This is a genomic window from Cyclobacterium salsum (genome assembly GCF_010119245.1).
In the GTDB taxonomy this organism is placed as follows: domain Bacteria; phylum Bacteroidota; class Bacteroidia; order Cytophagales; family Cyclobacteriaceae; genus Cyclobacterium; species Cyclobacterium salsum.
In genome coordinates, this window is the sequence record NZ_WNKG01000008.1 from 56,126 (window position 1) to 81,118 (window position 24,993).

Consider the following 24,993-nt stretch of genomic DNA (forward strand, 5'->3'; position numbering starts at 1 on the left):
GATTGTCAGTTAAAAATTTAGGCTTAAGCCGAGATTGTAATTCTTACTCAAGGGATAGGTATACCCTGCATTGAAGGCTCCTTCCACTTTTTCAGGATCAAACTGCTTCATGAACGGGTCTTTGGCATAAGTCAGAAGGTTAAAGCCATTCATGTAGACCCGAAGCCGTTCCATACCCAATCTGGATAACAGGGCAGCATTGAAGGTATAGCCCAATTCCAAACTTTTTAATCTAACGAAAGAAGAATTTCTCCTCCATACTGAGCTTTCGGCATACAGCATCCCAACGTCCGAGTTTAGACGGGTGACCGGCCACTCGCCTGGTATCCATTCACTGTCCAGATTATAGGGGTCTGCCTGATGCCAACGATCGAAAAAATAGGCTGGCAAATTCCCCCGAAAGGCAAACATTTCCCCGTACACCTCACTGAATCTCATGGTGTATTTTCCAGCTCCCTGGAAATGCATATTGAGATCAAAACCTTTCCATTGTGCTCCAAAGGTAGCCCCGAAATTGATTAAAGGCGTTCCTCCATAATTAAGAGGGGTGCGGGCATCCTCACCATTAATAATCCCGTCGTTATTCACGTCTTCATACATAAAATCGCCGGGAAGCTCCCTTGTTCCTCCAAGCGCACCGCCATATACCGGTCCCTGCCACACTTCTTCCTGACTTTGAAACTGCCCGGTGACAATATACCCTGTTTGACGATTACCCCACCTGCCTGCTTCTCCATTTAGCCATCGGTCACGTTGGCTTTGAAACGGCGCCCGTTCCTGGTACCGGGTCATGTAACGGCTGAAATTAAAGTTCCCCCGTACGGTATAGTTGAAATCGTTGATAGTATTGGTATGGCCCAGGGCAAATTCAAACCCTACTTGCCGGCTACTATTCAGGTTTTCTTCGGGCAAGGTGCCTCCGAATGTATTGGGCAACGAAATATTTCGCCGAGCTAGTTGTCCCTTCCGCTCTCTGTTATATACATCTGCGATCACCTCAAGCTTTCCATTCCACATGGTCAGGTCAAAACCGATATCCGACAAGTGGTTGGTAGACCATGTTAATAAATTGTTCGTGATCGAAGGCGAAGCTAATCCATTGGTCAAGTTATTATTGGAAAACTCCCATGTACTTACACCACCGAACGTAAACCCAGGAAGGTATTGAAATGGAGCCCCTTCATCCGATCCAATGACTCCGTAGGAACCACGAAGTTTCAATTCATTGATCGCTGGCACATGATTCAAAATAAAATTTTCTTCTGACAGCCTCCACCCCACTGACACCACTGGGAAAAAGCCAAACCTCCTGTCCGGGTGGTACCGGTAAGAGCCATTGTAATTGAAAGCACCTTCAATCAGGTACTTTTGCGAAAAACCATAATTTACTCTACCAATATAGCTGATTCGTGAATTGACATTATCCTGTCCGTCGTTTTGCAGATTGGTCTGTCCGGCAAATCGAATCTGGTCACTGGTATAAAAATCTCCGTAATACCGCCGTGCAAACTGCCACCGACTCCAACCCTTGATCTGCTCAGCCACCAGCGTCCCTGAAATATCGTGTTTCTGCCCTATTTGGGTTTTATAATCGGCGGACAAACGAAGGGTATAGGTATTTCCGACATCCGTTCGGGCATTAATGTTTTGATCTGCCCGCTGAACAAGTGGGTTATAGGTGTCGGTTGCCGCTGTATAAGTGTAGGTCGTGAAGCCTTTATACAGGTTTTTATTCATCGTATTTCCAGTGTCAAACGATCCGGTCCCAGTAATAAACAGGTCTTTTACATTAGGCACTGCGAACCGTAGTTCCGCCATGGTTTGGATAGACCGATTTTCTACTTCCGTATAACCAGACAAATCCCGGTCCGCCAATACCGTGGGAGTTTGAAATCCTGAAGAGACAAATCCCGGATATTGAGGGTTATCATTGGCAAAGGGTCGTTCTGTAGGGAGCGTCACCCGAGTGGTCTTGAAAATGTTGAAAAAATTGTCTCCGGGTTGCGATTGTTTATCATACCGGCCGGATATCATCACCCTTGCTCTCAGATGTTTTGTAAGGTCAGCAGTTATGTTACTTCTCAAATTGACACGGCTATAGTCCATATCACCACTTCTGAGTAAGCCACCGTCTTTTACATACTCCATTCCAATATAATAGAGTACTTTCTCCCCTCCTCCACTAACTGAAAGATTATGCTGACTCTGAACCGCCTGATCTTTCATCGTTGCATCATACCAATCCACATTGGTATATCCAGGCAAGTTTCCATCCAAGTATTTTTGAAGTTCGTCTTGAGTATAGTAGGGAATTCCGGCACCTGGGCCGTAAATATTGGCATCGTTCCTCATTTGGGCAAACTGAGCTGTTGAAGCCATTTGGGGAACGTCGGTAGGCCTTGTGATGCCCGTCACCGCATTATACGTAAAGGACGTCTTTCCCCGGTTTCCCTGTTTGGTGGTCACGATTACGACTCCATTTGCCGCACCAATTCCGTAAACTGCTGCAGAGGCATCCTTTAAGACGGAAATACTTTCAATGTCATCGGGATTAATTCTTTGGAAAGCCCCTGGATCATTACGGATAATCCCGTCAATTACAAACATGGGTGTTCCGAATCCCCGGATATTGATCGAATTATCAAATGAACCTGGTTGCCCGGAATTTTGCCGGATATTTAATCCTGCAACTTTTCCCTGCAACTTTTGGGCAAGACTGGAGTGGGTGGCGGTTTGGATTTCCTTATTTTCAATAGAACTGACGGCTCCGGTCAAAGTGGCCTTTTCCGCAAATCCATATCCGACTACAATGAACTCATCGAGTTCTTCCTGATCGGAAGTCATGGCGACATCTATGCTGGTACGTGACCCGATTTCTTCGATTACCGTTTCCATTCCAATAAAGATAAATGTCAATTGATCGGCATTGTCAGGGACACTAATAGAGTAGTCGCCATCGATATCCGTGATGGTACCCCCTACTTGCTCTCCATCGCTATTTACAATGACATTGACCCCAGGTAAGGTGCTTCCATCTGCGGCGTCTGTCACATTTCCCCTTATTTCCCGCTCCTGCGCTGCCAGGAGAAAAGGGAAAAGGAACGTGAAGGTTATTAAGTAAACTCTTTTCATAAGATTTTTATCAATTAATTTCTTTGTAAGATTTTTTGGCCAATAGCATAAATACAATCAAAATTTTCTTAGGGTGGAGTAAAATAATGCATCGTAAACGGGGTTTATTGTTAGAAATTAAAACATCTTCTTATCGGTACTTAATCAGATCCGATCATTTCGTTAAACGGATTTTCATCCTTATCCACACAGGCGACAGCCTGTATCACGGCATATGGGTTTTCCAGTGTAAAGGGGTGGGCCGTTTCATAATTACGCATCCGCGAACCCACTAGCGAAATGGTCAATTTCTTTCCCCCACGAACCCACATGAAATCATGGGATTTACCAACATTGGTCAACGCCCCATTGCCACCTGAAAATGCTTCCACATTGCTAAATGATGTATGTCCCTGGCCTTCAATGATAATGGGGTGTGTTTCCGCTACCGTTGCCCCTGCATTCGCAATGATGGACCCCTGAGCAATCATCCAATTGCGATTTTTGGTATTATTCCCTTGCTTAAAAATCCCTACCGCCACGCAATCGAGATTAAAATTGGTCAATTGCCCGTAGCTTTCATCTCCCAAATGGATTCCGCCCCAGGTACCAAAGGTGAACACATCCATCAATTGGGCATTATCGGTGTGGTTAATGGAATAGGCAAACGTCTTCTTTGCTACCACAGCATCTATAACGGCTTTGGAATACCTCAAACCGATTTTTCGCATGATTGCCGGGTTGACATGGGTGTGAAGAAACCGCGGAATATCATAGCAATAGTCAATTTTGATAAACTCACCACCCAATGGGTATCCATAGCAATGTTCGATCAAAATCAACTCACAGATATATTCCCTTGAGGCAGTAAAATCCATGGCCACATATTCTCCGTAAAAGGTGAGGTTAGACAAGGTAACCCCCTGTGTACTGGATGTTTTGCTGGTTTGGATGGTCGGCGGATAGGGAATTACTTTATCCGGATCCGACAGCTCCTGGTGGGCATACCAGAATTGAATTCCCCTAATCTGAGTAGCCGATTCAACTGTAATAAAGGACTTTTCCGAATCTTCAATTTTGAACACACTGCCGACTGGAATATTTTTGGTGGGGTGTTTGGTTCCGCGTGGGGTCGGGCCATGAACGCCGATTAACGATACATTTTGTTTAAGCACAAGACCACTATTCAAGGCGTACGGTTCATCCGTGGGATCCACGTATAACGCAGCCCCGTAACCGGAAGCCCAGTCAATGGCTTTTTGTAAGTTAATGGTATTTTCACGCGCTGAGTTTTCAGGCAGCACATTGAATTCGCGTATACTCCTGTGTGCAGTGCCTTCTTGCTGAGCTGGTGAGTAAATAATCACCTGAAAAATGAACAAAAACAATAGAATTGGCTTCATAAGGCATTTTTGGGTTTTACTATCAATTGATTAATTAGATTTTATCAAAATACTAATTTTCAAGAGCCCTCAACTTAGCACGGGAGAGGTGAATAATTCATTAATATTTGATTAATAAGAAAAAATTCCCCGTTAAACTATTGGTTTTCAGAATATTAAAATTCTATTTTTTTTAATTGGTAAGCGGTAATTGCGAAAATCAAAAATGGTAAAGCAAGTATCGAAGAGTGGACCAAAATTAGAAATTAACCCATTTTTGTTTTATTTACTTAGGGCAAAATTTCCGATGTTGGGAACAACCTAGCAACAAGGTTATTCAGTTTTTCCAGTAACCTTTTCTTTGCGTCCGTTCTGATTTCAATGTATTCCATCGTTAGGGTTAAAACGGTCAGTACGGATCTTCCTGATGAATCCAGACAGGCTGTAACTAACCCTTCAACCCGGTAACTCGCTAAAAATGCTCCAACCGGGGCATTTTTCAACGCCCGGCCCTATGCATCGACAGGGTCTTGGTCCAGTCCCAATCGAATCAGAATTTTACGTTTCTGCTCGGGTTCTTCCCGCCTACCTGGCACAAAGTGCTTGACTTCTCCTCAATCCTGTCGGGTACATTCGCTAGATATACCGGAGGAAATTGACCCCCTCGATTGGTACAGTGCCTTTAACAGCGTTAAACGCCTATCGTTCGGACGAAGGAGCATTCCAACCTGTCGTCTATGACCATTCCAGCGTAAAGCAAACCGCTGATTCCTGGGGAAAGAATGCCCCTCGGTCGTTGTGAGGAAAGGGTCTGTAGCAGAAGATTGGTTAACCCGGTGTGCCTCAAGGAACCCTACTGAAAAAACACGAAAAGTCGAACGCTACCAAATAAGGGAAAAATAAGCAATCCATTCCGGGGTTGGGGAACCGATCGGGTCTGGGGCATTTACTTACATTACAACGTGGTTTATTAATGCAGCAAACAAACACCTGAAAAAAAGACCCTCCTCCCTATAATCTATGCTTAAGTGGGTTGGTTTGCAGAGGAATTAAATATTATTGAGTACATTTAAAGAAGGTTGGGCAAAAAAGGAAAGAAAAGGGCTCCGCAAGGGTCCGCCTCACCCAAGTCTGGAGAATATGGCAGGGTTCGAAAGTAATATTTACACATACAGTCTGCGACAGCTATCGCTTTGACTATTCATTGTAGCAAAAGACATTTTCAAAAAGCGAAAACTAGAAACCATTACAAAAAAGGCGGCATCCGAAAAGCCAATTTTATACCAGAGTAGAAAATTTAAATGTTAATCGAAGCGTATTAAAACTAAACATGTAATCCTCTTGCATCATTCACTTAAACGTAAACGAACACTTTTATGCTTACCACAGAAAATTTCAAGGAAATGCTCGCCCAGGGTAGAACGTTAAAGCATGCTCCGGCAGACGAAGACGCACTCGGCCCTCTTAAACAATTAACGGGCGTTTGGACAAACCTACCCCATCTACCCGGTCATGGTTGGAACATGATCGCGCTTCCGTTCATCAAGGAAGGGTCTTCGCTGAACTACAGGTTGCTGCTTAATCAATACAATGAGAAAAACGCGTTTGGCCTGGTGGATAAGGGCGTTCCAAATAGAGGCGTAGACCTTAATGAACCGGAAAACACGGATCAGTTCGTAGCCACGCTGGATTACGATCAGTCTATCACCCAAATCGCGGCTATGGACTTTCCGGAGAGTGGGGAAGCAGGTCCCCCAGACCTACCCATACATCACGAGCCCGGCTTATTTTTGCACATGACGAACCTGTCTACCACCGGTTTTGACATCGCCAGACTTGGTTCTATCCCCCATGGGAATTCAGTTTTGGCTTTAGGAAAGGCTCGAACGATAGAGGGTGCCCCGACAATTCCTCAGGAAAGTGGATTACCGTTAGGTTTCAAAAAGCTCGATAACCCCTACCTGGCTCCGTATAAGCGTTTTCATGAAAATCTTTTTAAGGGTGTTTTCGACCCCACCATTCCGAACGACCTGCTTAACAAAGCCAACGAGGGAGTCGCTATTGTAAAAACCACCGAGCTGACGTTTGATTCCACTTTTGAGTCCGGTGGCATTTCCAGTATTCCTTTTATTAAAAAGCAGGCAGATGCCACCAAGATGAATGCTACGTTTTGGATACAGGAATTAGCGGACACCGATTCGAACGGCGACCCGATTTTGAGGCTCCAATACACCCAGACGGTCATTCTCAACTTCTTTGGTATTGACTGGCCTCATGTTAGCGTCAACACTTTACAAAAGGTAGTATAATCAACCGCATTTTTATAAACCCAAATCAGAAAAAAATGGCACACTTTAAAGTTAAGAATCTAAAACATCCTGAAGGACATCAGGTACCAAAAAAAGCCCCCGTGGTGATTGTAGGAGCCGGTATGGCAGGTCTGTATACGGCATGGCGGTTAATCAATGAGAAAGGGTATTCCCCGGAAGAAATCGTAATTCTTGAAAAACTCAATCGTACCGGAGGAAGACTAGACTCGGACCTGATCCAATTTGAGGGGGCCACTGTCAAAGAGGAAGAAGGCGGCATGCGCTTTACGTTTGACAGTATGGATAACCTGATGGCACTGTTTATGACCCTGCCAACTGCTGATGAGAGCGGCGAACCCAATCCGGGAAACGAGCTTATCGCCAGGCAGATCGTTCCTTTTCCCATGCAAAGTGGCGGAAACAATAGATTATACTTCAGAGGGATTCCTTTTAAACAAAAGGAAGCGAACAATACTTGGCCACAACTGTACAATCTTACCGAGCAGGAAATTGCCCTGAGCCCCTCAGAGATTATCAATAGCGTCTATAATCAGATATTGGCTGCCAATCCGGATTTTACAGCCAAATACCCAAAAGCCGAAGATCGCAAGGGGCCAGCCTATTGGCAAGACTTCCGCATCGGCTGCCAATGGGAGGGGCTGACCATGAAGGACTGGTCGTTATGGAATCTTTTTGCTGCCATGGGCTACAGCAATGAAGCCATTACCATGGTGTATCAATCATCCGGATTCAATGGCACATTCCTTTCTCAAATGAACGGCGGAGTTGCCTACCAATTGCTGAAAGAATTTCCAGCCGATCCACAATTTCGCACCTTGAGTGAAGGCTTCAGCACGCTGCCTAATGCCCTTGCAGCCCAAATAGGCAAAAAGTCCATATTCCTGAACACCACCGTTACCAGTCTGAACGAATCCAGCGAGGAGGGCTATCAGCTCGATTACACGATCACCAATAAACAAGGTAAGGAAGAAAAAAGGGGGCAAATACAGGGAGCAAAGGTGATTCTAGCACTACCCAGGCTGGCACTGGAGACGCTATTCATCCGATCCAATACGTTCAATGTACTGGACAAAAGCAAATCGGATGAATTGTGGAACACGCTTCAAACTGCCACTAACCAGCCCTTACTCAAGATCAATTTGTATTACCCAAAAGCCTGGTGGTGTAACGAGACGCTGGTAGAAAAAGGAGCGGTCGAATTCGGACCTAATTTTGCCGATTTACCTGTTGGTTCCATTTATCCATTCTATGCGGTGGATGATGCGTTAGCTGCTGCCCTGGAATATCAGCAATACATGCGCGAGCACAATCAACCGATTCCAGAAGATATTCAGAAAAAGGTAGATGAAATCAATCAGCGGAAATCTCAGAAACCGGCTGCGCTGACCATTTACTGCGATTACATGAATATCAATTTCTGGTTGGCCTTGCAAAAAAATGGACCGCTTTTCACTTCGGCTATGCAGGAGAAAGAAAACGATAAAGAGAATCAGGTAGTCTTTGCCGCTTCCCAGAAGGTGGTAGAAAAGGCAACTGAGTTTTTCAAGAAAGTGTTCAATGTGACCTACATTCCTCAGCCTGTCTTGACCAGTGCCCGTATTTGGGCCGGAAGTACCGTTATCGATAAAGAAGCCAGCGAAAGATTTGGATACGGTGTGCACCAATGGGCTTTGCACGCAGAAGACGATAAAACGCAGGAACTACTCACGGAACCCTTACCGAATGTATATACCTGCAATGAAGCCTATTCAGATTACCAGGGTTGGGTAGAAGGTTCGCTGCGTTCGGCCAACCTCATGCTGAAAAAATGGGGATTGAATGCGTACAGCGAGGTATTCCAGGAGAAAACCGGGAAGACCCCCGAAGAAGCCGTCAGTAGTTTCTACAAAAAGAACAGCCTTGAGCAAATAAAAGCGTATATCGATCCAAATTTTCAGGAGTTCAAAGAAATCGCTCCGGCAAAAGCACGCGAGAATGTTCGGCAAAGCCTCAAAGCAGATGGCGTTTCGCATGGCATTACATTGACGCATTACGACTTACCCTAAGCAGGATGAAACGGTCCCAGTAACCGATCATTTCCTGATTCCCGGATCGCGCGTGGTAGCCGACCGGATTCAGATCAAGAAGAATGGCTGGTTTCTGGGACAGTATCATTTTTATCACCTTATAACCAAATCATTGACATGAAAACCGAAATGACAGTGGCGGGTTACCTAAAATCCCGTATGGAGGAACTTGGAATAGCGTATATGTTTGGTGTGGCCGGAAATTATACCGCACCATTGCTCGACACCATTCTTTCCGATACGAATTCTCCAATTAAAATAATCAATAACTCCAATGAGATTACTGCAGGGTTTGCTGCCGATGGCTACGCTCGCGTCAAAGGAAAGCCAAGCGCCGTATATGTGACCTATAGTGTAGGCCCCTTCACCGGGCTCAATACGATTGCAGGAAGCTTCGTAGAAAAAGTACCGATCTTGATGATCAACGGAGCGCCTACGAATAAGGAAGACAGCAATGAAAAAAATGTGGGGCTTCTGTATTCGCATACTACCGGCTACGAATTTATCGACATCCATATGTTTAGGCCGATTACGGTGGCAGCTGAGCGCATCACCAATGCTGCCCAGGCACCCTATCAAATAGACTCGGTACTAACAGCATTGCTTACCCACGGCCGACCCGTTTACCTGGAAGTGACGGAAGACGTATGGCGTGCGAGGTGTAAAGCGCCGGAGGGATCATTAAGCTCTGGAAAAGGACGTATCGTGACCGTAAATGAAGCAAGCAATGCCATAGAAGCTGCCATGAAGTTGATCAGGAGCAGGCCAAAATCCATCTTCTGGGCTGGAATTGAGTTGCAACGCCTGGACTTGCAAGAAGAATTCCTGGAGCTTCTTGAAGTAACCAATGACCAACATGCCCAGCCTAATGAGCGGATTCACTTTGTTACCTCAGCATTAGGCAAGTCATGCATCTCTGAAGATAATCCGTTTTTTGACGGCTGTGTTACCTTAACAAAAGATCAAATCAATAAACTGGTCGGCGATGACGGCGTGATCATCGGCATCGGTGCCTGGACCATTGGCAAGGACACGGAAAACCAAAATATCAGAAGTGACAGAACTATTATGGCAGCACACGATGGGGTGTTTGTAGGTTCGGAATTTTTCCCATTGGTGGATTTAAAAACGTTTATCGTAGCGCTTACTGAGGCATTTAAAACCGCTCCTAATTTGAATTTGAAGGGCATTCATCCAGCGCTAAAGCGGCTGGCTCTGGTTGAGACGAGCGATAAGGATATGGGCTATACACCGTTTTTCAAAGAATTGGAGACCTACATCAAACAAGAGAAAGACACCGTTCTTGTAGTAGATGCTGGATTTCCCTTGATCGGGGCACAAGGGGTAACCATTCCTGAGAGAAACGGCTTTGTGGCCCAGGCTGCCTGGTTGGCGATCGGCTACTCCGTAGCAGCGGCTACGGGGGTAAAGTTTGCCGTGCCCAACAAGCGCGTGATGGTAGCGGTGGGAGATGGTGCCTTTCATGAGACCTGCCAAGCGGTCGCAGAACACCATGCGAATGGTCAAAACACCGTCGTGTTCGTATTGGTGAATGGGATTTACGGGATCGAACAATACCTGGTGAACCCCAACCCCTTTCGAAAGCCTCCGGTCGATTATTCCGATAACTTGTTGGATGCGAACTATTCGTACAACGAAATTCCACGGTGGAACTACAGCAAAATACCCGATGCGATGGGTGGTATTGGCAGAAAAGCAGGTACGGTCGATGAGCTACGGACCATACTGGAGGAGATCAGGCAGACACCCCATGAGAATTTTGTCGTAGAGGTCAGCATCCCCTCCAAAGATACTCCGGAGGTCTTATGGCCACATCTGACTGGCGCAATCGGAGAAGACGAAACAGAAAACCCCAATTGGCCACCAGAATCTAAGTTTTAGTTGCTGCGCTCTTGGTACCTGAAAGTATTGATCAAACGGTTCATCGGATGCATGCAAGTGGACTACCGATGAGGTTAGAATCCTGATCGGCGCAATAATTATCAAACATATGCTCAATCTGGATGATCGGGAAACCGTCGCCCAGATTACTGAAAACATGTATCTTCAGTACTTTCATGGGTACAGTTCCTATAACAAACAACCTCAAACTGGCGGCCAAGCCCCTGGGAAAGCCCTCGGCAAGGGCAGTGGAAAACCACGTAGGACCCGGAGAAAGGAATCCGATAGCGGGCAAGTTTGGACTTACTAAAAACGGATACGGTATGAACCGGATCAGGGCAAGGCTCAAAAACACCAGCCAATCATGGATCGCCTCCATCATCCTAGTACTCAACCTGGTCAAATTGGCCGGGATGGCGCTCCCGTGCCTGAGTTTTTCAGCGTGGAGGGAGCTGAAATACACCATCAAGAACATAATAATCCATATTCTGGAAAACCTGAAACCACAAAGCCAGCCCAGAGAGCTTTCTGGGCTGGCTTTGTGGTTTTTGAGTTTTTCAGACCCTATTTAGGGGAAACAGGCACTTTGTGGTCGCATACGTTGCGGCCATAGGTTGTCTTCTGCTTTTTCCGCCACGACAGTTTAAAATGACCCTATCTTTTTATATAACTATTAAAATGAAGGATGGGGTAAAAGACACCTATCCATTCAGGTCCAACCGTACAAATGCCAATTCATCATGGACATTTAAATAGAGCCACACCTTTCCATCCTTAAAAAATGGTTTTTGGGGAATGGGCGTCGAAAAAAGTTTACCAATACCCTCTGCTACCGCTGCCTCTTTGATCACTTCAAAAGCATCATTAAGAATACTAATAAATACGTTGTGGTCATTCATTTCCGGCAGGCCTTTGTCATTCATCTTCGGTAGACCTAAGATTGAAATTCTAACATACTGGTTATTGGTCGAATCGCTCATCAAGGGCAAAAAGGTGACCTCTTTCCCGATCTCTATTTTTCGAAAGTTAAATTCTTCCCTTGAATTGACCTCCCTGGTATAGGCACCTACTTTTTCTGGCGCCGTTAGGGTTGGTAGGCAGGGGTAATATTTCAAGTTTTCCTCGATTAAATCATATACGGCGATTTTGCTAAACACGGGATTGGTGATGACGAGTTTATTTCCCAATCGAACAATTTCTGTGTTTTGGGGAGAGACTGTTGCTCCTCTTCCTTGCTGGTATCTTACCGTAAAATCTTTTGCCTTCTCAAATCCATTTAGCTTTACTTTTCTTAAAACATCCGTTTCCTCGTTTAGGATAACGAAAAATATTTCTCCGGTATCATGATTCTCCACCAAGCCAAAAATGATATTATAATCCTTGGTAGGAATAATTTTCGAGGTGAATTGTTCGCCTTTTACTAATTGATCCCCTTCAAAATTTCGTCCTATTAAAAGATACTCTTTCAGTTTTTTCTTTTCAATGTTGAAAATACTTGTGGAAAAATGACTCGTCAGGATTAAATTATTGTTGACATCAGAACTTACCCCATACACATAATCACCAAATGCATTGGGCCCATCCTCGTCAAAATCCATCTTTTCTTCAAACTTCAAGGTTTCCAGATTTATCCTTTCCAGGTAGGGACTTGTCCCGCCAGAATTAAAAAGGTACTTGCCATCATTGCTGAGACCCGAAAAATAAATCCCGGAACGCAGGTTGATAAAATCCTCTCCTGTATCGATCAAGACCGTATCAATGGAAACCTCCAATCCCTCCACTTTTCCCGTTCCGGATGAGGACTGATTACAGGAATAAAATGAAAGTGTTATTAAAAATAGAATAAGAAGACTTTTCATAAGCCTAATTTTGAACTAAAATACCAAATAAACAAATTTAACGATAAAAACCGATTCAACAATTTGATATTCAGACACTATTACACATGCTGATTATTAGACCTAAAGAGGTTATTGTAGAAGTATGGCTAACCTTTTTATGGCCTTTTTAGCATTTATTCAAGATGCCGGTAAATAGAAATAAAACAGGAGCAAACTTTCCCCGGATCATCCTGCGGGTTAAATACTCCCTGCTCATTTGTTGATTGGCATCATGGGTATATTCTGATCATTTTCCAACCGGCACCAGCCTCAGGGCTTTTAAATCCATCAATGCTCCCTCTTCAAATTGCTCGCCGGAAGCCACGATGACCCGGTTAAAATCCGCTTCCAATACTAGCTCTCCTATCTTCGTTTTTTGAAAGGTCTCCCAAGAACCGGAGGGTTTTACGATGCCTTCAATGCGTTGATCGCCCGAGGTAAGCAGGAAAGGTTTCCCGGCTTCTTCATCGGACACAGACCACTCCATCCAGACTTCATAGGTACCTTTCTTAGGGAGATCCAGGTCCCATTCCACCCGGTCCTTTGCCGTAAACCAACCAAAGGCATTCCACTCGGGCATGTATTGGATATCCGGTCCTATGCCTTTGCCCTTTTCCGCTGTAAGGTAGACGGTTCCATTTGCTGAAGGCTGTGAAATTCCGGGAATATTTAAATTATCCTTCATGGCGGTCCGCTTTTCCTGAACGTATTTGGCAACAGTTCCCACCGGGGCGATCCAGATACCGTTTACCGGATCATTGGCATAGGTACAAAGCTTTCTTAGCATGCTGAGGTACGTGGTTTGATTGCCCTCCGTATTGGTCTCATGCCCGGCCAACACCAACCATTGGCGATTTTCAGCCGCTGCTTCTATCAAGGGCAAAATTTCTTCAAAAGACTTGTTGTCCATCTCCATACCGGTAAGTTGGGCCATATCTACATAATAGGGATCCACCGGGGCTTCGTCCCTCCAGCCCCTTCCCGAAAGGAACAGTTCTGAGATCAGGGGCACATAACTTTGGGTACGTTCTCCTTTACCAACGTACGTAAGTCCGCAAGGGTAGGCAAAAACTTCCGGTCTTACGCCCAATAGCCGCTCAACTTCCTCGTTTGCTGCCATCAATTCCTTTCGCATACGTTCCAGGGTGTAATCTTCAAGTGCCTTATTTCGGGACCAGACAAAATTGCCACTGCAGGGATGATAAAGCGAATGATTCCCGATTTCATGTCCCGAGGCAACCACCTCTTTCCAGCCCGGAATATCCCGCTCCATGCTAGCAGGAACCACATAAAAAGTAGCCTTTACCCCATACTCATCCAATAAGGCGGCCCCTGGACTGGGATTACTGGCCCGCGCATCATCAAAACTTAAACTAATGGCCATTTTTTTACCCTCCGGCCAGGGAAATTCCGGATTTTGAGCTGCTGCGCTAGCTATTCCGATTATCCAAAAGCTGATTATCAGCAAATTTTCTGAACGTATTAATTTCATATGATTATATTTGGGTTTTTAATGGCCATATGCCGTTCTGTCGGCATTCAAGTGTGCTATGATCTCTCTTGTCTCCCCTCCATGCCTGACAGAAGTCAGAAAGGTTCAATTTCATACAATGAATTTTGAACTAATAAACCGAATAACCAAATTTAATGACCCGAAAAACAGTTTTACAGGCTATTTATATTCACCTTTAATCGCCTAACGAATGCGGATTAGTAACAAGTCAAACTTGTAATTTCCGGAAGTTTTTAAATTGAGTTTTGATAGATGATCCGCTAAGCTGGAAAAGAATGCGCTGTAAATCTAAACGAATTTAGTTATAAATAAAAAGTAAAAAGAAATGGGATGGAATTAGAAATGCGTAAAGCTTACGGGGATCAGTAGCTAAATCTTGTATATTTAATTTACCCGGTAAATGTAGGCATCTTTAATCAATACTCCGTTGATATCATTTCCACTAAACCTTATACCTGAAATACCTGGACCTGTGGTTATTGCCATTTTCAAAATTCCAATTAATTGGTCTTTTGGACTAATTAGCGAAATGGCCTCTAATGGTATATTAATTTCATTCTTATGATCCTGTAAAATTTTTTGAACTTTGGAATATAATTTTTTCGGCCCTACTAAATCAAAATCGGGAGCCACAAAAAACAATCTCCATTCTTCTATATCATCTAAAAAAAACCAAAAAGCACTGGATATGCTCAGATTTGAATCGTCCAAGGCCTCAAGTACCTTCTTTCCCTCCTCAATATCGATATTTACCAATGTTTTTTTATCCATGTCATTATTCCATGTTTTTTGGTTGTAATAGCTGAATATAAATCCAAAGCTTCCAATTCTGAATTTCTTCTATACCGGCTAATTTCGGACCAATCTTTTACGAGGGTCCAATTTAATTGAAAATTGGGATCAATTAATCTATTCCTCAGATCTATTTCCAATCCCGCAATTTTTACAAGCTTAATTATTTCATGGGTATGACTTTCAATAACAACCTTTTTATCAGGGAAATCATATTGTTTTGTTTTTTTAGCAATACATGCCTTTAACGCACATTCCACGCTATATCCGCATAAATAATAAGCTCCATCATAGAATTGATTATCCAACAGGATTTTTCCTTCCCTTATCCTTAATCGAGACAATTCTTGAAGGCTATTTCTATTCATTAATACTAATTTTTTTAAAATCAGCGTCAACGGGCCAAAATTATGGACGCGTTAACCTCTTGGGAATTCTCTTCTTTGCTTTCCCAAATTTCCCTAAAACTAATTAATTTTAGACTTTATTTACCCACTAATTCCGATGTCAATATACTGGAAAAATACCATTACACCAAAGATGGGTTTAGGGTTTGAAATCAAATTGGTATAGAAACCTTAAGCGTTTCCTACAGCGTTGCCAGAAGTCTGCTTTTGGCCGAGGGATTGCTAAGTATGCCATTCGGCAGATGGAGATGGCAAGAGGCTTGCTTCGGCAAATAGCTATTATTCTTCGAAAAGAATGGATGAATTTCACTCTGCGAAGATAAATACCCGACCTGGCTCCGGATCTTTTACCTGACTTGCAGGACTTATCGGGCAAATACCGCCGGGGTAACCTATTTTAAATTTTTTGGTATATTAGACAACTCAAACTAATAGGTTATTATGTCAAAGATTTATTGCAAGCCCCATTTTATCCTAATTTTTGTTTTACTGACAGCTGCCTTGAATGCGGTGGGCCAAAACAAATACCTGATCTCTCCTGAACGGGAATCCGCCCGTACGGATGCCTACCAACAGCAACTCGAAAATTACCTGCGCCATTTTCTAGTAGAAGAATACAAAGCCCGTGCGGCCAAGCAGTGGAACCGGGATTACAGCAGCTCTGCGGCCCTTGAACGAAGCGTCAGTCCCAACCGCAGGCGATGGGAAGAAGTGCTGAGCCCTCCGGTACTCTTCAAGACCGGACCGCTCGAAACCAAACCCTACCCCCTGGGACAAGTACAAGCCGAATGGCTCACCCTTCCCCTGGGCATGCTGACAGCGGAAGCGGTACTCGCCTTTCCGGAAGGGGCAAGCGAACAGCGGCCGGTACCGCTGATCATTGTGCAACACGGCATTGGGAGCACTCCGGAAACACCTTTTACCGCCGGGGCCTACAACGAATACGCCAAAGGACTGCTCGATGCCGGGTTTGCGGTACTGTTGCCGATGAATCTACGCTCGGTAGAGCGACGAAATAATGTGGAACGTTACGCTCGCCTCGCGGGCACCAGTTTGCCAGGAATAGAATTGGTTCGGGTGCAGCATTTATTGGATGCTGTACTTGCGGACCCGCGCCTAGACGAAGCGCGCGTCGGGATGTGGGGCGTCTCTCTGGGCGGGATGGCTACCCTATTCTGGATGCCCCTGGAGTCCCGGATCAAAGTGGGTGTGATTTCGGCCTGGTTCAATCAACGAAGAAATAAGATGGCGGTGCCGGATGAGCGCTATTCGAGTTTTTCACCCCGGGAAGAGCATGCCTTTTTCAACGGCTGGTTGACGGAGTTTTCCGATGACGACCTTGTTTCCCTGATCGCTCCCCGGCCTTTGATGATACAACACGGAAAGCAAGACAATATAGCGCATTGGCCACAGGTAGTCGAGGAGTATGAAGACGCAGCGCTTCACTACCAACTCCTAAAAATCCCCGAAAAAATAGCATTGGTTTTACACGAGGGCGGTCATGAGGCGATAGTGGAGGAAGGGGTAAGGTTTATGACTCACTGGCTAACTGGAACCATTAACGAAAAATAGCTGATTAAATCGTCCTTTCTGACTACATCGGCCGCTTTTCCATTTACACACTGCTACCAGGTTAATAGCAGGGATTTTTTTTAAGACAATGAATTCCGAAGAAAAAGCCTTTGAGAATGGGTTTTCTATTTAAAATTTGGACTAATTTCATTAAACCTTTTTAAAAACAGTTTTTAGTTGAACTATAAAATCGACTTAACCCTTTTATACACCCAATAGACTAAAAATTCCAGAGAGAGTAATCCGCTTTTTAAAAATACCCTTTCGCCCCCTCTAGTAGACAAATTATCACCAGCTTAGAAGTTTGATTAATTTCCCAAGTACCAATTCCCTTATGAATAAAACATTAGTAATCGCAACCGTTTTTTTGATCTTTAGTGGCACACTTGCTTCCCAGACCATTATAGATGCTTCAGAAAATGATTCATCAGGTATAAAAACCCTGGAAATACGGAGTCAGGATTTTATTTCAGTGTTTTTGGATTGCCGAGGCTGCGACGACAACTTTATCCGACAGCAGATTGATTTTGTCAAATACGTTAGAGATCCGACCTTAGGACAAGTACATCTTTTTATAAATTCTCAAGGTACCGGCAGCGGTGGACGTGCTTTCTCTCTTTCATTTATAGGAAAAGGTGAATTTGAAGGAATCAACAACAAATTGACATACAACTCTCTCCAAACTTCTACCAGAGATGAAGAAAGAAAAGGACTGAATTCCATTATAAAATTAGGTCTAGTACCTTATGTGGCCCACACTTCCATAGCTGAGAAGCTTGTTGTTTCTATTTCTGACGTGGAATTTCAGCAGGCACCTGAAAAGGATAACTGGAACAACTGGATTTTTGAGATTTATGGAGGCATCAACTTTGAAAAAGAAACAAGTAAAAGTGCTCTTGACCTGAGATACGGTTTTTCTGCGGATCATATTACCGAAAATTGGCGAATTCGCCTTCGTCCCTATTTCAATTATAATCGAATAAATTTCATTAGAAACGAGGAAGAATTCCAGAGTATCCTTCACCGGAATGGATTTTATGGGCGCGCGGTAAAAAGTATCAATTCCCATTGGTCGGTAGGTTTGTTCAACACCATGATTTCTTCGACTTATGGAAATATTGACTTCGGAATCTCAGTAAGGCCCGCTATTGAATACAGTTTTTATCCTTATGAAGAAGCGCTTCGAAAGGAAGTTACCCTTGCCTACAGCGCAGGATTTGACAAGCGAAGTTATATGGAAGAAACCGTATTTGGAAAACTTGCAGAAACCCTTCCCAATCATGCACTGGAATTTGGAGTGAGAATCCGACAACCATGGGGTTCGTTAAGGGTAGAGCTTGAAGGATCTCAGTTCTTACATGATATGAGCAAAAACCGGCTTTCTTTTGAAAGTGACCTTTCCTGGAGAATCTATAAAGGGTTGTCGGTCAACTTAAGGTCTGAATTTGACATCGTGCGGGACCAGTTATCCCTGCCTGCTGGAGATATATCAGTAGAAGACATTTTGTTGCAGCAGCGTCAGCTGGCTACCAACTATGGAGTCTCGGTAACATTTGGAGTCGCCTATAGCTTTGGATCCATGTATAACAGTGTCGTGAACACCAGACTTTGATTTTTTTTGCAATTTAAGGCTAGACAAACGCAAGGAACAATGCAGGAGCCTATTTCAATTCGGTAAAAACGGGACAATTCATTTTAATCACCCTCAAAACCAAATAAAGGGTCAGCTTTTTGCAGACAATGGTTGAAACACGCTCCGTTAGGAGCTTCCGCTGAAAACTTGCTATATTTAACCAACCAAATCTCCATCGAATGAACCGGCTTTTTCTTATCCTGGCAACGCTCGTTTTTCTTCAGGGAAACGCATCCGCCCAAAATCAATCCCTCAAAGTCATCACCTACAATATCTGGAATGGATTTGACTGGGGGAAAGACCTGGAACGGGAAAAGGCCATGGTTCAATGGTTGAAAGAACAGGATGCGGACGTCATCGGCTTTCAGGAGCTCAATGCCTTTACCCCGGAGAAACTTGAGCAGATGGCTCTTGAATGGGGACACCCCTATTCCCTGCTTTTAAAGGAAGACGGGTATCCGATAGGCATTACTTCAAAGACACCACTGGAACTCAAAAGCCGCCTGCTGGGAGGATTCTGGCACGGGATGCTGCACGCCAAAACCCGCGACATCGACTTTCTGGTGGTGCACCTCAGCCCCCAGGATTGGCAATTCCGGCGATCGGAAGCAGAGATTGTTTCAACCTATATCGAAAATGTACTGGTCAAAAACCAGCAGGACAAATACATGGTTATCGGTGATTACAACGCCCATTCCCCCTTTGACGCCGGATTTGATCTTGCCCATCCGGAAACCCTTCACCGCAATCAGGAAGGGGATAGCCTACGATTCGCAGAAAAGGGCGCGGAAGCCTTCCAGACACTACGTAACGGCAGCTTTGACTACAGCGTCATGTCCCGGTTTTTATCCCTTCCCCTGATCGACGTGGTCCAAATCCATACGGAAGAAAAGCGGAAATCCTCCTTCCCTACGCCCTTGATCACGCAGGATTTTTCCCCCGAAGAACGGGCCGGCTACCGGCAGCGCATTGATTACATCCTGGTCAGCCCCTTTTTCGAATTTCGCTGTACCGATGCCCAGGTAATCAACACCGGAACACCGGACAGGCTGTCCGATCACTATCCGGTCGTTGCATCCTTTGCCTGGGACGAATAATCCTGAAAGAAATTTTTGGATAAAATTGGAATATTGAAGGATTACTGAAAAAGTAGCATACCCCGACTATCCGCAGCGGGGAGGACCACAAATAGCTGGCACTATCTGAGCCTTTGTGAGCTTGTCAGAGCAGAAGTCCAAAAAGATCAAACATTCATCACGAGAAGCGGGTGATGGATTGGGATATGATATTCATTCATGTCATCTGGATGGGAAGCCAAAATTTCATTGCAGAAATGAGTGTAAAATTTTCCTCCTTTTTCCCGATGAGCGTAAAAAATCAATAAATTTACCCTTGTAGTTGATTATGTTTGACAGAACTATTCCATACTACGATCTCCCCCTACTCTCTCCAACACCCCTTTTTCCTTTAGCACATTGATGTGCCACCTTACCGTTGAAAAGTGAATACCTAACTCAATGGATATTTTCCCTAACGATATTTTAGTTTTTTTTTACTAATTCCGTAATCTCTTCTTGCTTATCGGGAAGGTCGATTGTGTCATGTACGCATCCAAACTACCCCCAAAATCCATTTTACCCATACTCGTTTGTCCCACCAAACCTGCTTCTTCAGGCTTCTCCCTGCAGGAGAATATAAAAATATATTTAGGTCTTTTGCCCTAGATTGTATATTTTTGGCCGGATTAGTTTTAAAAAAATATGCAGGTATGCATCCGAATGGCCTTTTGAAAGATATGGCCTATTTACCAGATCGGGAGCTCGGAAGATAAATTCATCCACCAGCTTTCTACTCAGGTATAGGTTGCTCCGTGGAACAAACTGTATGCTATGAATTCAATGGAATTAGTAGATCTTTTGGTAATCGTAGGCTACCTGCTAGGCATCGTCGGTATCGGGCTTTTTTCCGTTCGGAAAAAGAAACAAACGAGCGAGGGCTATTTTTTAGCGGGCAAATCATTGTCATGGGCAGTAATCGGCGCCTCCCTCTTTGCCTCCAATATTTCTACCGTACACCTGGTAGGTCTGGCCGAATCCGGGTTTACGGATGGCATTCTTTGGGGAAATTTTGAGTGGTTCTCCGGAATTGAACTCCTCATCCTTGCCTTTGTATTCATTCCCTTTTACCTGCGTACCAAAATCACTACCCTACCCCAGTTTCTGGAAAAACGCTATGATTCCCGATCCCGGGTGGTGTTGGCCATATTCAGCATCCTTGCGGCACTCTTTATGCACATTGGGGTAAGTTTATATGCCGGAGCCGTCGTATTTGAAAATGTATTCGGAATCAGTATTCCGGTTTCAATTGTCATCATAGCCCTGGCGACGGGGGTATATACGATTGTTGGGGGCTTGACTTCCGTTGTGATTACGGAAGCGGTTCAGACAGTCATTTTGATTGCCGGTTCATTTACCATTACCCTATTGGCCATCTACCGCCTGCCGGAAATCGGCATTACGTCCTATGAGGAACTTAAAGTAGCCGTGGACCCGGATCGCTTGAAAATTGTAAGTTTTGATACGGCCAAAACGGGGTTTTCTTTTACCGACATGCTGTTTGGACACCTGATTTTGGGCCTCTGGTATTGGTGCACGGATCAGACCATTGTGCAGCGCGTCTTGGGTGCCCGTTCGGAAAAGCAGGCCAAGCTAGGCGCTTTATTTGCCGGATTCCTAAAAATCCTACCCGTATTCATCATGGTTATTCCGGGGATTTTAGCCTTTGCTTTGTTTCGGCAAGAAATAGGAAATGACACCAAAAGTGTCCTGCCGGTAATGATAACCCAATTAATGCCGATCGGACTGAAAGGGCTCATGGTGGCGGCACTCCTGGCTGCAGTTATGAGCAGTGTGGCTGCGGCTATCAATAGTTGCTCCACGCTGATTGTTTATGACGTATTCAATAAACTAAAACCCAACCTACCTGATAGGAGAAAAATCTTTATCGGAAGGGTGACGGGCGTGGTGGTCTTACTTTCTGCTGTGATTTGGTCCCCTTTCCTGGGGAATTTGGGAACTATATTTGAATTGATCAACCAAATGTTTTCCATACTTGCTCCGTCGATCGTAGCCGTTTTCCTGTTGGGAATACTATCTTCCAGAGGAACGGCAAATGCGGCGTTCTACACGCTTTTGATCGGCAGTTTGTTCGCTGCTTCGGTATTTATTGTGGAAAAGTACCTGCCCATCGGAGGAATTTCAAATTACATATCCAGTCCTGAGGGGCTGGGTATCAACTGGCTAAAGCAAACCTATCTGTTCTTCATTTTCTCTTCCTTGCTCTATGCCGCTATTTCCTATTTTGATAAAAAAGACCAGGTCATTTTCCCTGGGTTTTACTTAAAAGTTCGCAGTCCTTCCACCCTTGTTAATTGGCTGAGTGTCGGTTTAATACTCACCATGTTGGTCTTGTACTGGACTTTCTATTAAATAAGAAAATAAATCCTGTAGCTGAAAAAAATAATTTTATACGAAGAAATGCAATTTAACCAACGCCCGGTAATTCCTGAGAACCCGCTTCCGATTGTCATCATAGGAGCAGGCGGCATTGTGCGCGATGCCCATCTCCCTGCCTACGCCATGGCAAAATTCCCGGTCGCTGGTATCTATGATGTATCTCCTGGCAAAGCTGAATCCCTGGCGGAATCGGTTGGTATGGTGCAGGGTGCATTTGATTCCCTGGATTTGCTAATCCGAAAGGCCCGGGAAGTTGGAGCTGTATTCGATCTGGCTCTTCCCGCCGACCAAATCCTTGAAATTTTAGGGCGATTACCCGATGGATCGGCGGTGTTGATACAGAAACCCATGGGGGAGAACCTGAAAGAGGCCAGCAAAATAAGGGAGCTCTGCCGAAAAAAGTCGCTGGTGGCGGCAGTCAATTTTCAACTTAGGCATGCCCCATTTATGTTAGCGGCTAAAGATGTGATTCGTCAGGGGCTGATCGGGGAAGTGTTTGACATGGAGTTTAAAGTGTGTGTGTATACCCCCTGGGAATTATGGGAATTCCTGAAAAACAAACCAAGGTTGGAAATTTTATATCATAGCATCCATTACGTGGATACGGTCAGGGACTTTTTGGGTAATCCTGCTCAGGTATATGCCAATACGATAAAACACCCGAATAATAGCTCCTTGGCGGCTACCAGAAGCACCATCGTTCTGGACTATGATCACTTTAAACAAGCTCGTATCCTTACCAATCATGGCCACGATTACGGACCGAAACACCAGGAATCTTACCTTAAGATAGAAGGAACCCAGGGTGCAATTAAGATACAAATCGGGGTTTCCTTCGATTATCCAAAAGGCAGGCCTTCGACATTTGAATATTACAGCAAAAAAGCCAAAGAAAAGGGCTGGCAGGAGCTTCTATTGACCGGAGATTGGTTTCCAGATGCATTTATTGGCCCCATGGCAACCTTGCAGCAGCACTTCAAAACCCCTTCGGAAGCGCTTCCCACTGCGGTGGAAGATGCCTTCCAAACCATGCGTTTGGTCGAAAAACTGTATGAATCAAATGCGCAGGATGGATTGACTTTCGAATAACATTGAAATTGAAAAGAATATACTCGCTGCAGGGCTATTAGCTAAGGAAGCAAAACCTTGCAGCAACCTTAACATGCAAAATGAATGAAGAAATCAATATATATTAAAACCGGAAGATCGCAGGATGTCCAGTTTGCTTTGGAAAATGGTGCCGGCTCGGATGCGGTTCATTCTACGCCCATTTATGCCTATGCTGTTTGCAAATTACAAACCGATATCAAGCTGGAGGGAGTCGGGCTGGCGTTGACCCTGGGTGCCGGAAACAAGCTGGTATGTAGCGCCATCGATTATTTGGTACGGCATGTAGAAGGTAGGGAACTAAATGAGCTCATGGCTGATTTTGGAGCCACGTACAAAAAGATGGCCGACGACCCCAACCTCCGGTGGCTGGGGCCACACAAGGGAGTGATTCACCTGGCATTGGCCTCGGTGGTAAATGCCTGTTTTGACCTTTGGGCTAAATCCAGGTGCCAGCCCCTTTGGCAATTGCTGATAGAACTTTCTCCGGAGGAACTGGCCAATACGCTGGATTTCTCCTATTACGAAGACATCCTGTCAAAGGAGGAAGCCATTCAACTAATGAAAAAACAAGTGGCTGGAAAAAGTAGCCGGATGGGCATCCTTAAAACCGGCTATCCGGGGTATGACACTTCCATCGGCTGGTTCAATTATTCCGATGAACAGTTAACTACCAATATTAAAAAATCGATTGATCAGGGCTTTACAGCCATAAAATTGAAAGTCGGCTCCATAGAGGAGGACAGGGATATTCGCCGGGCAGAACTGGTTCGCAAGGCGGCAGGGGCAAAAGCGACCATTATGCTGGATGCCAATCAGCAATGGAACCTTCCAAAAGCCATTTCTACCTGTAAAAAGCTAATGGGAATTGATCCCTACTGGATAGAAGAGCCTACTCATCCCGATGATATTCAGGCCCATATTACTCTTTCAAAGGAGGTTCCGATTCCAATCGCCCTGGGAGAACATGTACCCAACAAAATAATGTTCAAAAATTTTATACAGTCTGGCTGCATGTCTTTTAATCAGGTGGATGCCGTTAGAGTGGGCGGAGTATCTGAATTTCTCCTGATCAGCCTACTGTCGAGGAAATATTCCATTCCGGTAGTGCCTCATGTAGGGGATATGGGACAGATTCACCAGCACCTGGTGCTTTTTAATCATATTTCGCTTGGCCATCCGGCAATTTTGCTGGAATACATTCCTCATTTAAAGGACTATTTTAAATTTCCTGCTCAGGTGGTGGGAGGAAAGTATACAACACCTCAGGAACCGGGTTTAAGTTCCGATTTCAAGGATTTTGTACAGGAAAAAACGGTCCTCTCCCATTGATTTTTCCAATAATAGTCATATACGCAAAATTTTGTGATTTATATTTTATTAATCATTAGGTCGTTTGACCTAATATTCCTAATATTGGGGCAGATGCCCTAAGTTATGTAAATTCCAATTGCCTGTTTATGTGTTTTTTAGGGCATCCTCTATCAATTATTTGGGTGAGCATTCATCTATAAATCCAGGGCCAGGTGTGACCCACGTAAAATGAAAAAAAGTAACGTCTCAGGTAACCGGACCCCCTCTTTGAAAAATTAAATTCCAAGGAAAGTAATCTGGAGAATCCAGGATCAACGTGTTGAATAGCCTATAAATACAATCGAATCACACATAAATTTTAAGCGATGGCAGTAAAAAACCCAAACACCTCATAAGAATCCGATGGGAAATCCGGATGGTTGCAGGGTGAAAATTCCTGATATCAGTCAGATAAAACACCTGATTAACA

General features: G+C 44.5%; 16 protein-coding genes. 10 read left to right on the forward strand and 6 right to left on the reverse strand.

Annotation, left to right across the window (positions count from 1 at the left end):
• Positions 1-9 precede the first annotated feature (9 nt).
• Complete coding sequence (locus tag GJS45_RS15145) at positions 10-3,132, reverse strand: SusC/RagA family TonB-linked outer membrane protein (RefSeq protein ID WP_162342709.1); 3,123 nt, start codon at positions 3,130-3,132, stop codon at positions 10-12.
• A gap of 140 nt (positions 3,133-3,272) precedes the next feature.
• Positions 3,273-4,514, reverse strand: coding sequence for a hypothetical protein (locus GJS45_RS15150; protein WP_162342710.1), 1,242 nt, complete (start codon positions 4,512-4,514; stop codon positions 3,273-3,275).
• 1,355 nt (positions 4,515-5,869) lie between these two features.
• On the opposite strand from GJS45_RS15150, the gene GJS45_RS15155 reads away from it, so the two are divergent.
• The 4 genes from GJS45_RS15155 (at position 5,870) to GJS45_RS23825 (ending at position 11,363) form a co-directional block, all read left to right on the forward strand.
• A complete protein-coding gene (locus GJS45_RS15155; protein WP_162342711.1) occupies positions 5,870-6,802 on the forward strand; it encodes a heme-binding protein in 933 nt (310 codons plus the stop codon).
• A 35-nt stretch (positions 6,803-6,837) separates the two neighbouring features.
• A complete protein-coding gene (locus tag GJS45_RS15160) occupies positions 6,838-8,868 on the forward strand; it encodes a flavin monoamine oxidase family protein (RefSeq protein WP_162342712.1) in 2,031 nt (676 codons plus the stop codon).
• Between the two features lie 138 nt (positions 8,869-9,006).
• On the forward strand, positions 9,007-10,791 hold the full coding sequence (locus GJS45_RS15165; RefSeq protein WP_162342713.1) for a thiamine pyrophosphate-binding protein: 1,785 nt from the start codon (positions 9,007-9,009) through the stop codon (positions 10,789-10,791).
• A 176-nt stretch (positions 10,792-10,967) separates the two neighbouring features.
• On the forward strand, positions 10,968-11,363 hold the full coding sequence (locus GJS45_RS23825) for a hypothetical protein (protein ID WP_235954790.1): 396 nt from the start codon (positions 10,968-10,970) through the stop codon (positions 11,361-11,363).
• A 129-nt stretch (positions 11,364-11,492) separates the two neighbouring features.
• Here the strand turns inward: GJS45_RS23825 and GJS45_RS15180 are convergent, their stop codons facing one another.
• The 4 genes from GJS45_RS15180 to GJS45_RS15195 form a co-directional block, all read right to left on the reverse strand.
• Complete coding sequence (locus GJS45_RS15180; RefSeq protein ID WP_162342716.1) at positions 11,493-12,650, reverse strand: DUF4221 family protein; 1,158 nt, start codon at positions 12,648-12,650, stop codon at positions 11,493-11,495.
• Between the two features lie 268 nt (positions 12,651-12,918).
• A complete protein-coding gene (locus GJS45_RS15185) occupies positions 12,919-14,163 on the reverse strand; it encodes a polysaccharide deacetylase family protein (RefSeq protein WP_162342717.1) in 1,245 nt (414 codons plus the stop codon).
• Between the two features lie 405 nt (positions 14,164-14,568).
• Positions 14,569-14,955: a hypothetical protein gene (locus GJS45_RS15190; protein WP_162342718.1), complete on the reverse strand. Its 387-nt coding sequence runs from the start codon at positions 14,953-14,955 to the stop codon at positions 14,569-14,571.
• A complete protein-coding gene (locus GJS45_RS15195; RefSeq protein ID WP_162342719.1) occupies positions 14,934-15,344 on the reverse strand; it encodes a HEPN domain-containing protein in 411 nt (136 codons plus the stop codon). Before GJS45_RS15195 ends, GJS45_RS15190 begins: the two co-directional genes overlap by 22 nt.
• Positions 15,345-15,824: 480 nt before the next feature.
• On the opposite strand from GJS45_RS15195, the gene GJS45_RS15200 reads away from it, so the two are divergent.
• From GJS45_RS15200 to GJS45_RS15225, 6 genes are all read left to right on the forward strand, one after another.
• Positions 15,825-16,955, forward strand: a complete 1,131-nt coding sequence (locus GJS45_RS15200) for a dienelactone hydrolase family protein (protein ID WP_162342720.1) — start codon at positions 15,825-15,827, stop codon at positions 16,953-16,955.
• Between the two features lie 334 nt (positions 16,956-17,289).
• On the forward strand, positions 17,290-18,567 hold the full coding sequence (locus GJS45_RS15205) for a hypothetical protein (RefSeq protein WP_162342721.1): 1,278 nt from the start codon (positions 17,290-17,292) through the stop codon (positions 18,565-18,567).
• Between the two features lie 200 nt (positions 18,568-18,767).
• On the forward strand, positions 18,768-19,685 hold the full coding sequence (locus GJS45_RS15210) for an endonuclease/exonuclease/phosphatase family protein (RefSeq protein ID WP_162342722.1): 918 nt from the start codon (positions 18,768-18,770) through the stop codon (positions 19,683-19,685).
• A gap of 792 nt (positions 19,686-20,477) precedes the next feature.
• A complete protein-coding gene (locus GJS45_RS15215; protein ID WP_162342723.1) occupies positions 20,478-22,076 on the forward strand; it encodes a sodium:solute symporter family transporter in 1,599 nt (532 codons plus the stop codon).
• A 48-nt stretch (positions 22,077-22,124) separates the two neighbouring features.
• Positions 22,125-23,192, forward strand: coding sequence for a Gfo/Idh/MocA family protein (locus GJS45_RS15220; protein WP_162342724.1), 1,068 nt, complete (start codon positions 22,125-22,127; stop codon positions 23,190-23,192).
• Positions 23,193-23,276: 84 nt separating this feature from the next.
• The gene (locus GJS45_RS15225; RefSeq protein ID WP_162342725.1) at positions 23,277-24,542 is read left to right on the forward strand and encodes an enolase C-terminal domain-like protein; all 1,266 of its coding nucleotides are present in this window, start codon (positions 23,277-23,279) and stop codon (positions 24,540-24,542) included.
• Positions 24,543-24,993 lie beyond the last annotated feature (451 nt).

Bases quoted from the DNA above. Each gene is read 5' to 3' on its own strand.
- GJS45_RS15190 (WP_162342718.1), bottom strand. From the start codon at position 14,955: ATGGATAAAAAAACATTGGTAAATATCGATATTGAGGAGGGAAAGAAG.
- GJS45_RS15195 (WP_162342719.1), bottom strand. From the start codon at position 15,344: ATGAATAGAAATAGCCTTCAAGAATTGTCTCGATTAAGGATAAGGGAA.
- GJS45_RS15155 (WP_162342711.1), top strand. From the start codon at position 5,870: ATGCTTACCACAGAAAATTTCAAGGAAATGCTCGCCCAGGGTAGAACG.
- GJS45_RS15150 (WP_162342710.1), bottom strand. From the start codon at position 4,514: ATGAAGCCAATTCTATTGTTTTTGTTCATTTTTCAGGTGATTATTTAC.
- GJS45_RS15220 (WP_162342724.1), top strand. From the start codon at position 22,125: ATGCAATTTAACCAACGCCCGGTAATTCCTGAGAACCCGCTTCCGATT.
- GJS45_RS23825 (WP_235954790.1), top strand. From the start codon at position 10,968: ATGGGTACAGTTCCTATAACAAACAACCTCAAACTGGCGGCCAAGCCC.
- GJS45_RS15145 (WP_162342709.1), bottom strand. From the start codon at position 3,132: ATGAAAAGAGTTTACTTAATAACCTTCACGTTCCTTTTCCCTTTTCTC.
- GJS45_RS15165 (WP_162342713.1), top strand. From the start codon at position 9,007: ATGAAAACCGAAATGACAGTGGCGGGTTACCTAAAATCCCGTATGGAG.
- GJS45_RS15200 (WP_162342720.1), top strand. From the start codon at position 15,825: ATGTCAAAGATTTATTGCAAGCCCCATTTTATCCTAATTTTTGTTTTA.
- GJS45_RS15185 (WP_162342717.1), bottom strand. From the start codon at position 14,163: ATGAAATTAATACGTTCAGAAAATTTGCTGATAATCAGCTTTTGGATA.
- GJS45_RS15210 (WP_162342722.1), top strand. From the start codon at position 18,768: ATGAACCGGCTTTTTCTTATCCTGGCAACGCTCGTTTTTCTTCAGGGA.
- GJS45_RS15225 (WP_162342725.1), top strand. From the start codon at position 23,277: ATGAAGAAATCAATATATATTAAAACCGGAAGATCGCAGGATGTCCAG.
- GJS45_RS15180 (WP_162342716.1), bottom strand. From the start codon at position 12,650: ATGAAAAGTCTTCTTATTCTATTTTTAATAACACTTTCATTTTATTCC.
- GJS45_RS15205 (WP_162342721.1), top strand. From the start codon at position 17,290: ATGAATAAAACATTAGTAATCGCAACCGTTTTTTTGATCTTTAGTGGC.
- GJS45_RS15215 (WP_162342723.1), top strand. From the start codon at position 20,478: ATGAATTCAATGGAATTAGTAGATCTTTTGGTAATCGTAGGCTACCTG.
- GJS45_RS15160 (WP_162342712.1), top strand. From the start codon at position 6,838: ATGGCACACTTTAAAGTTAAGAATCTAAAACATCCTGAAGGACATCAG.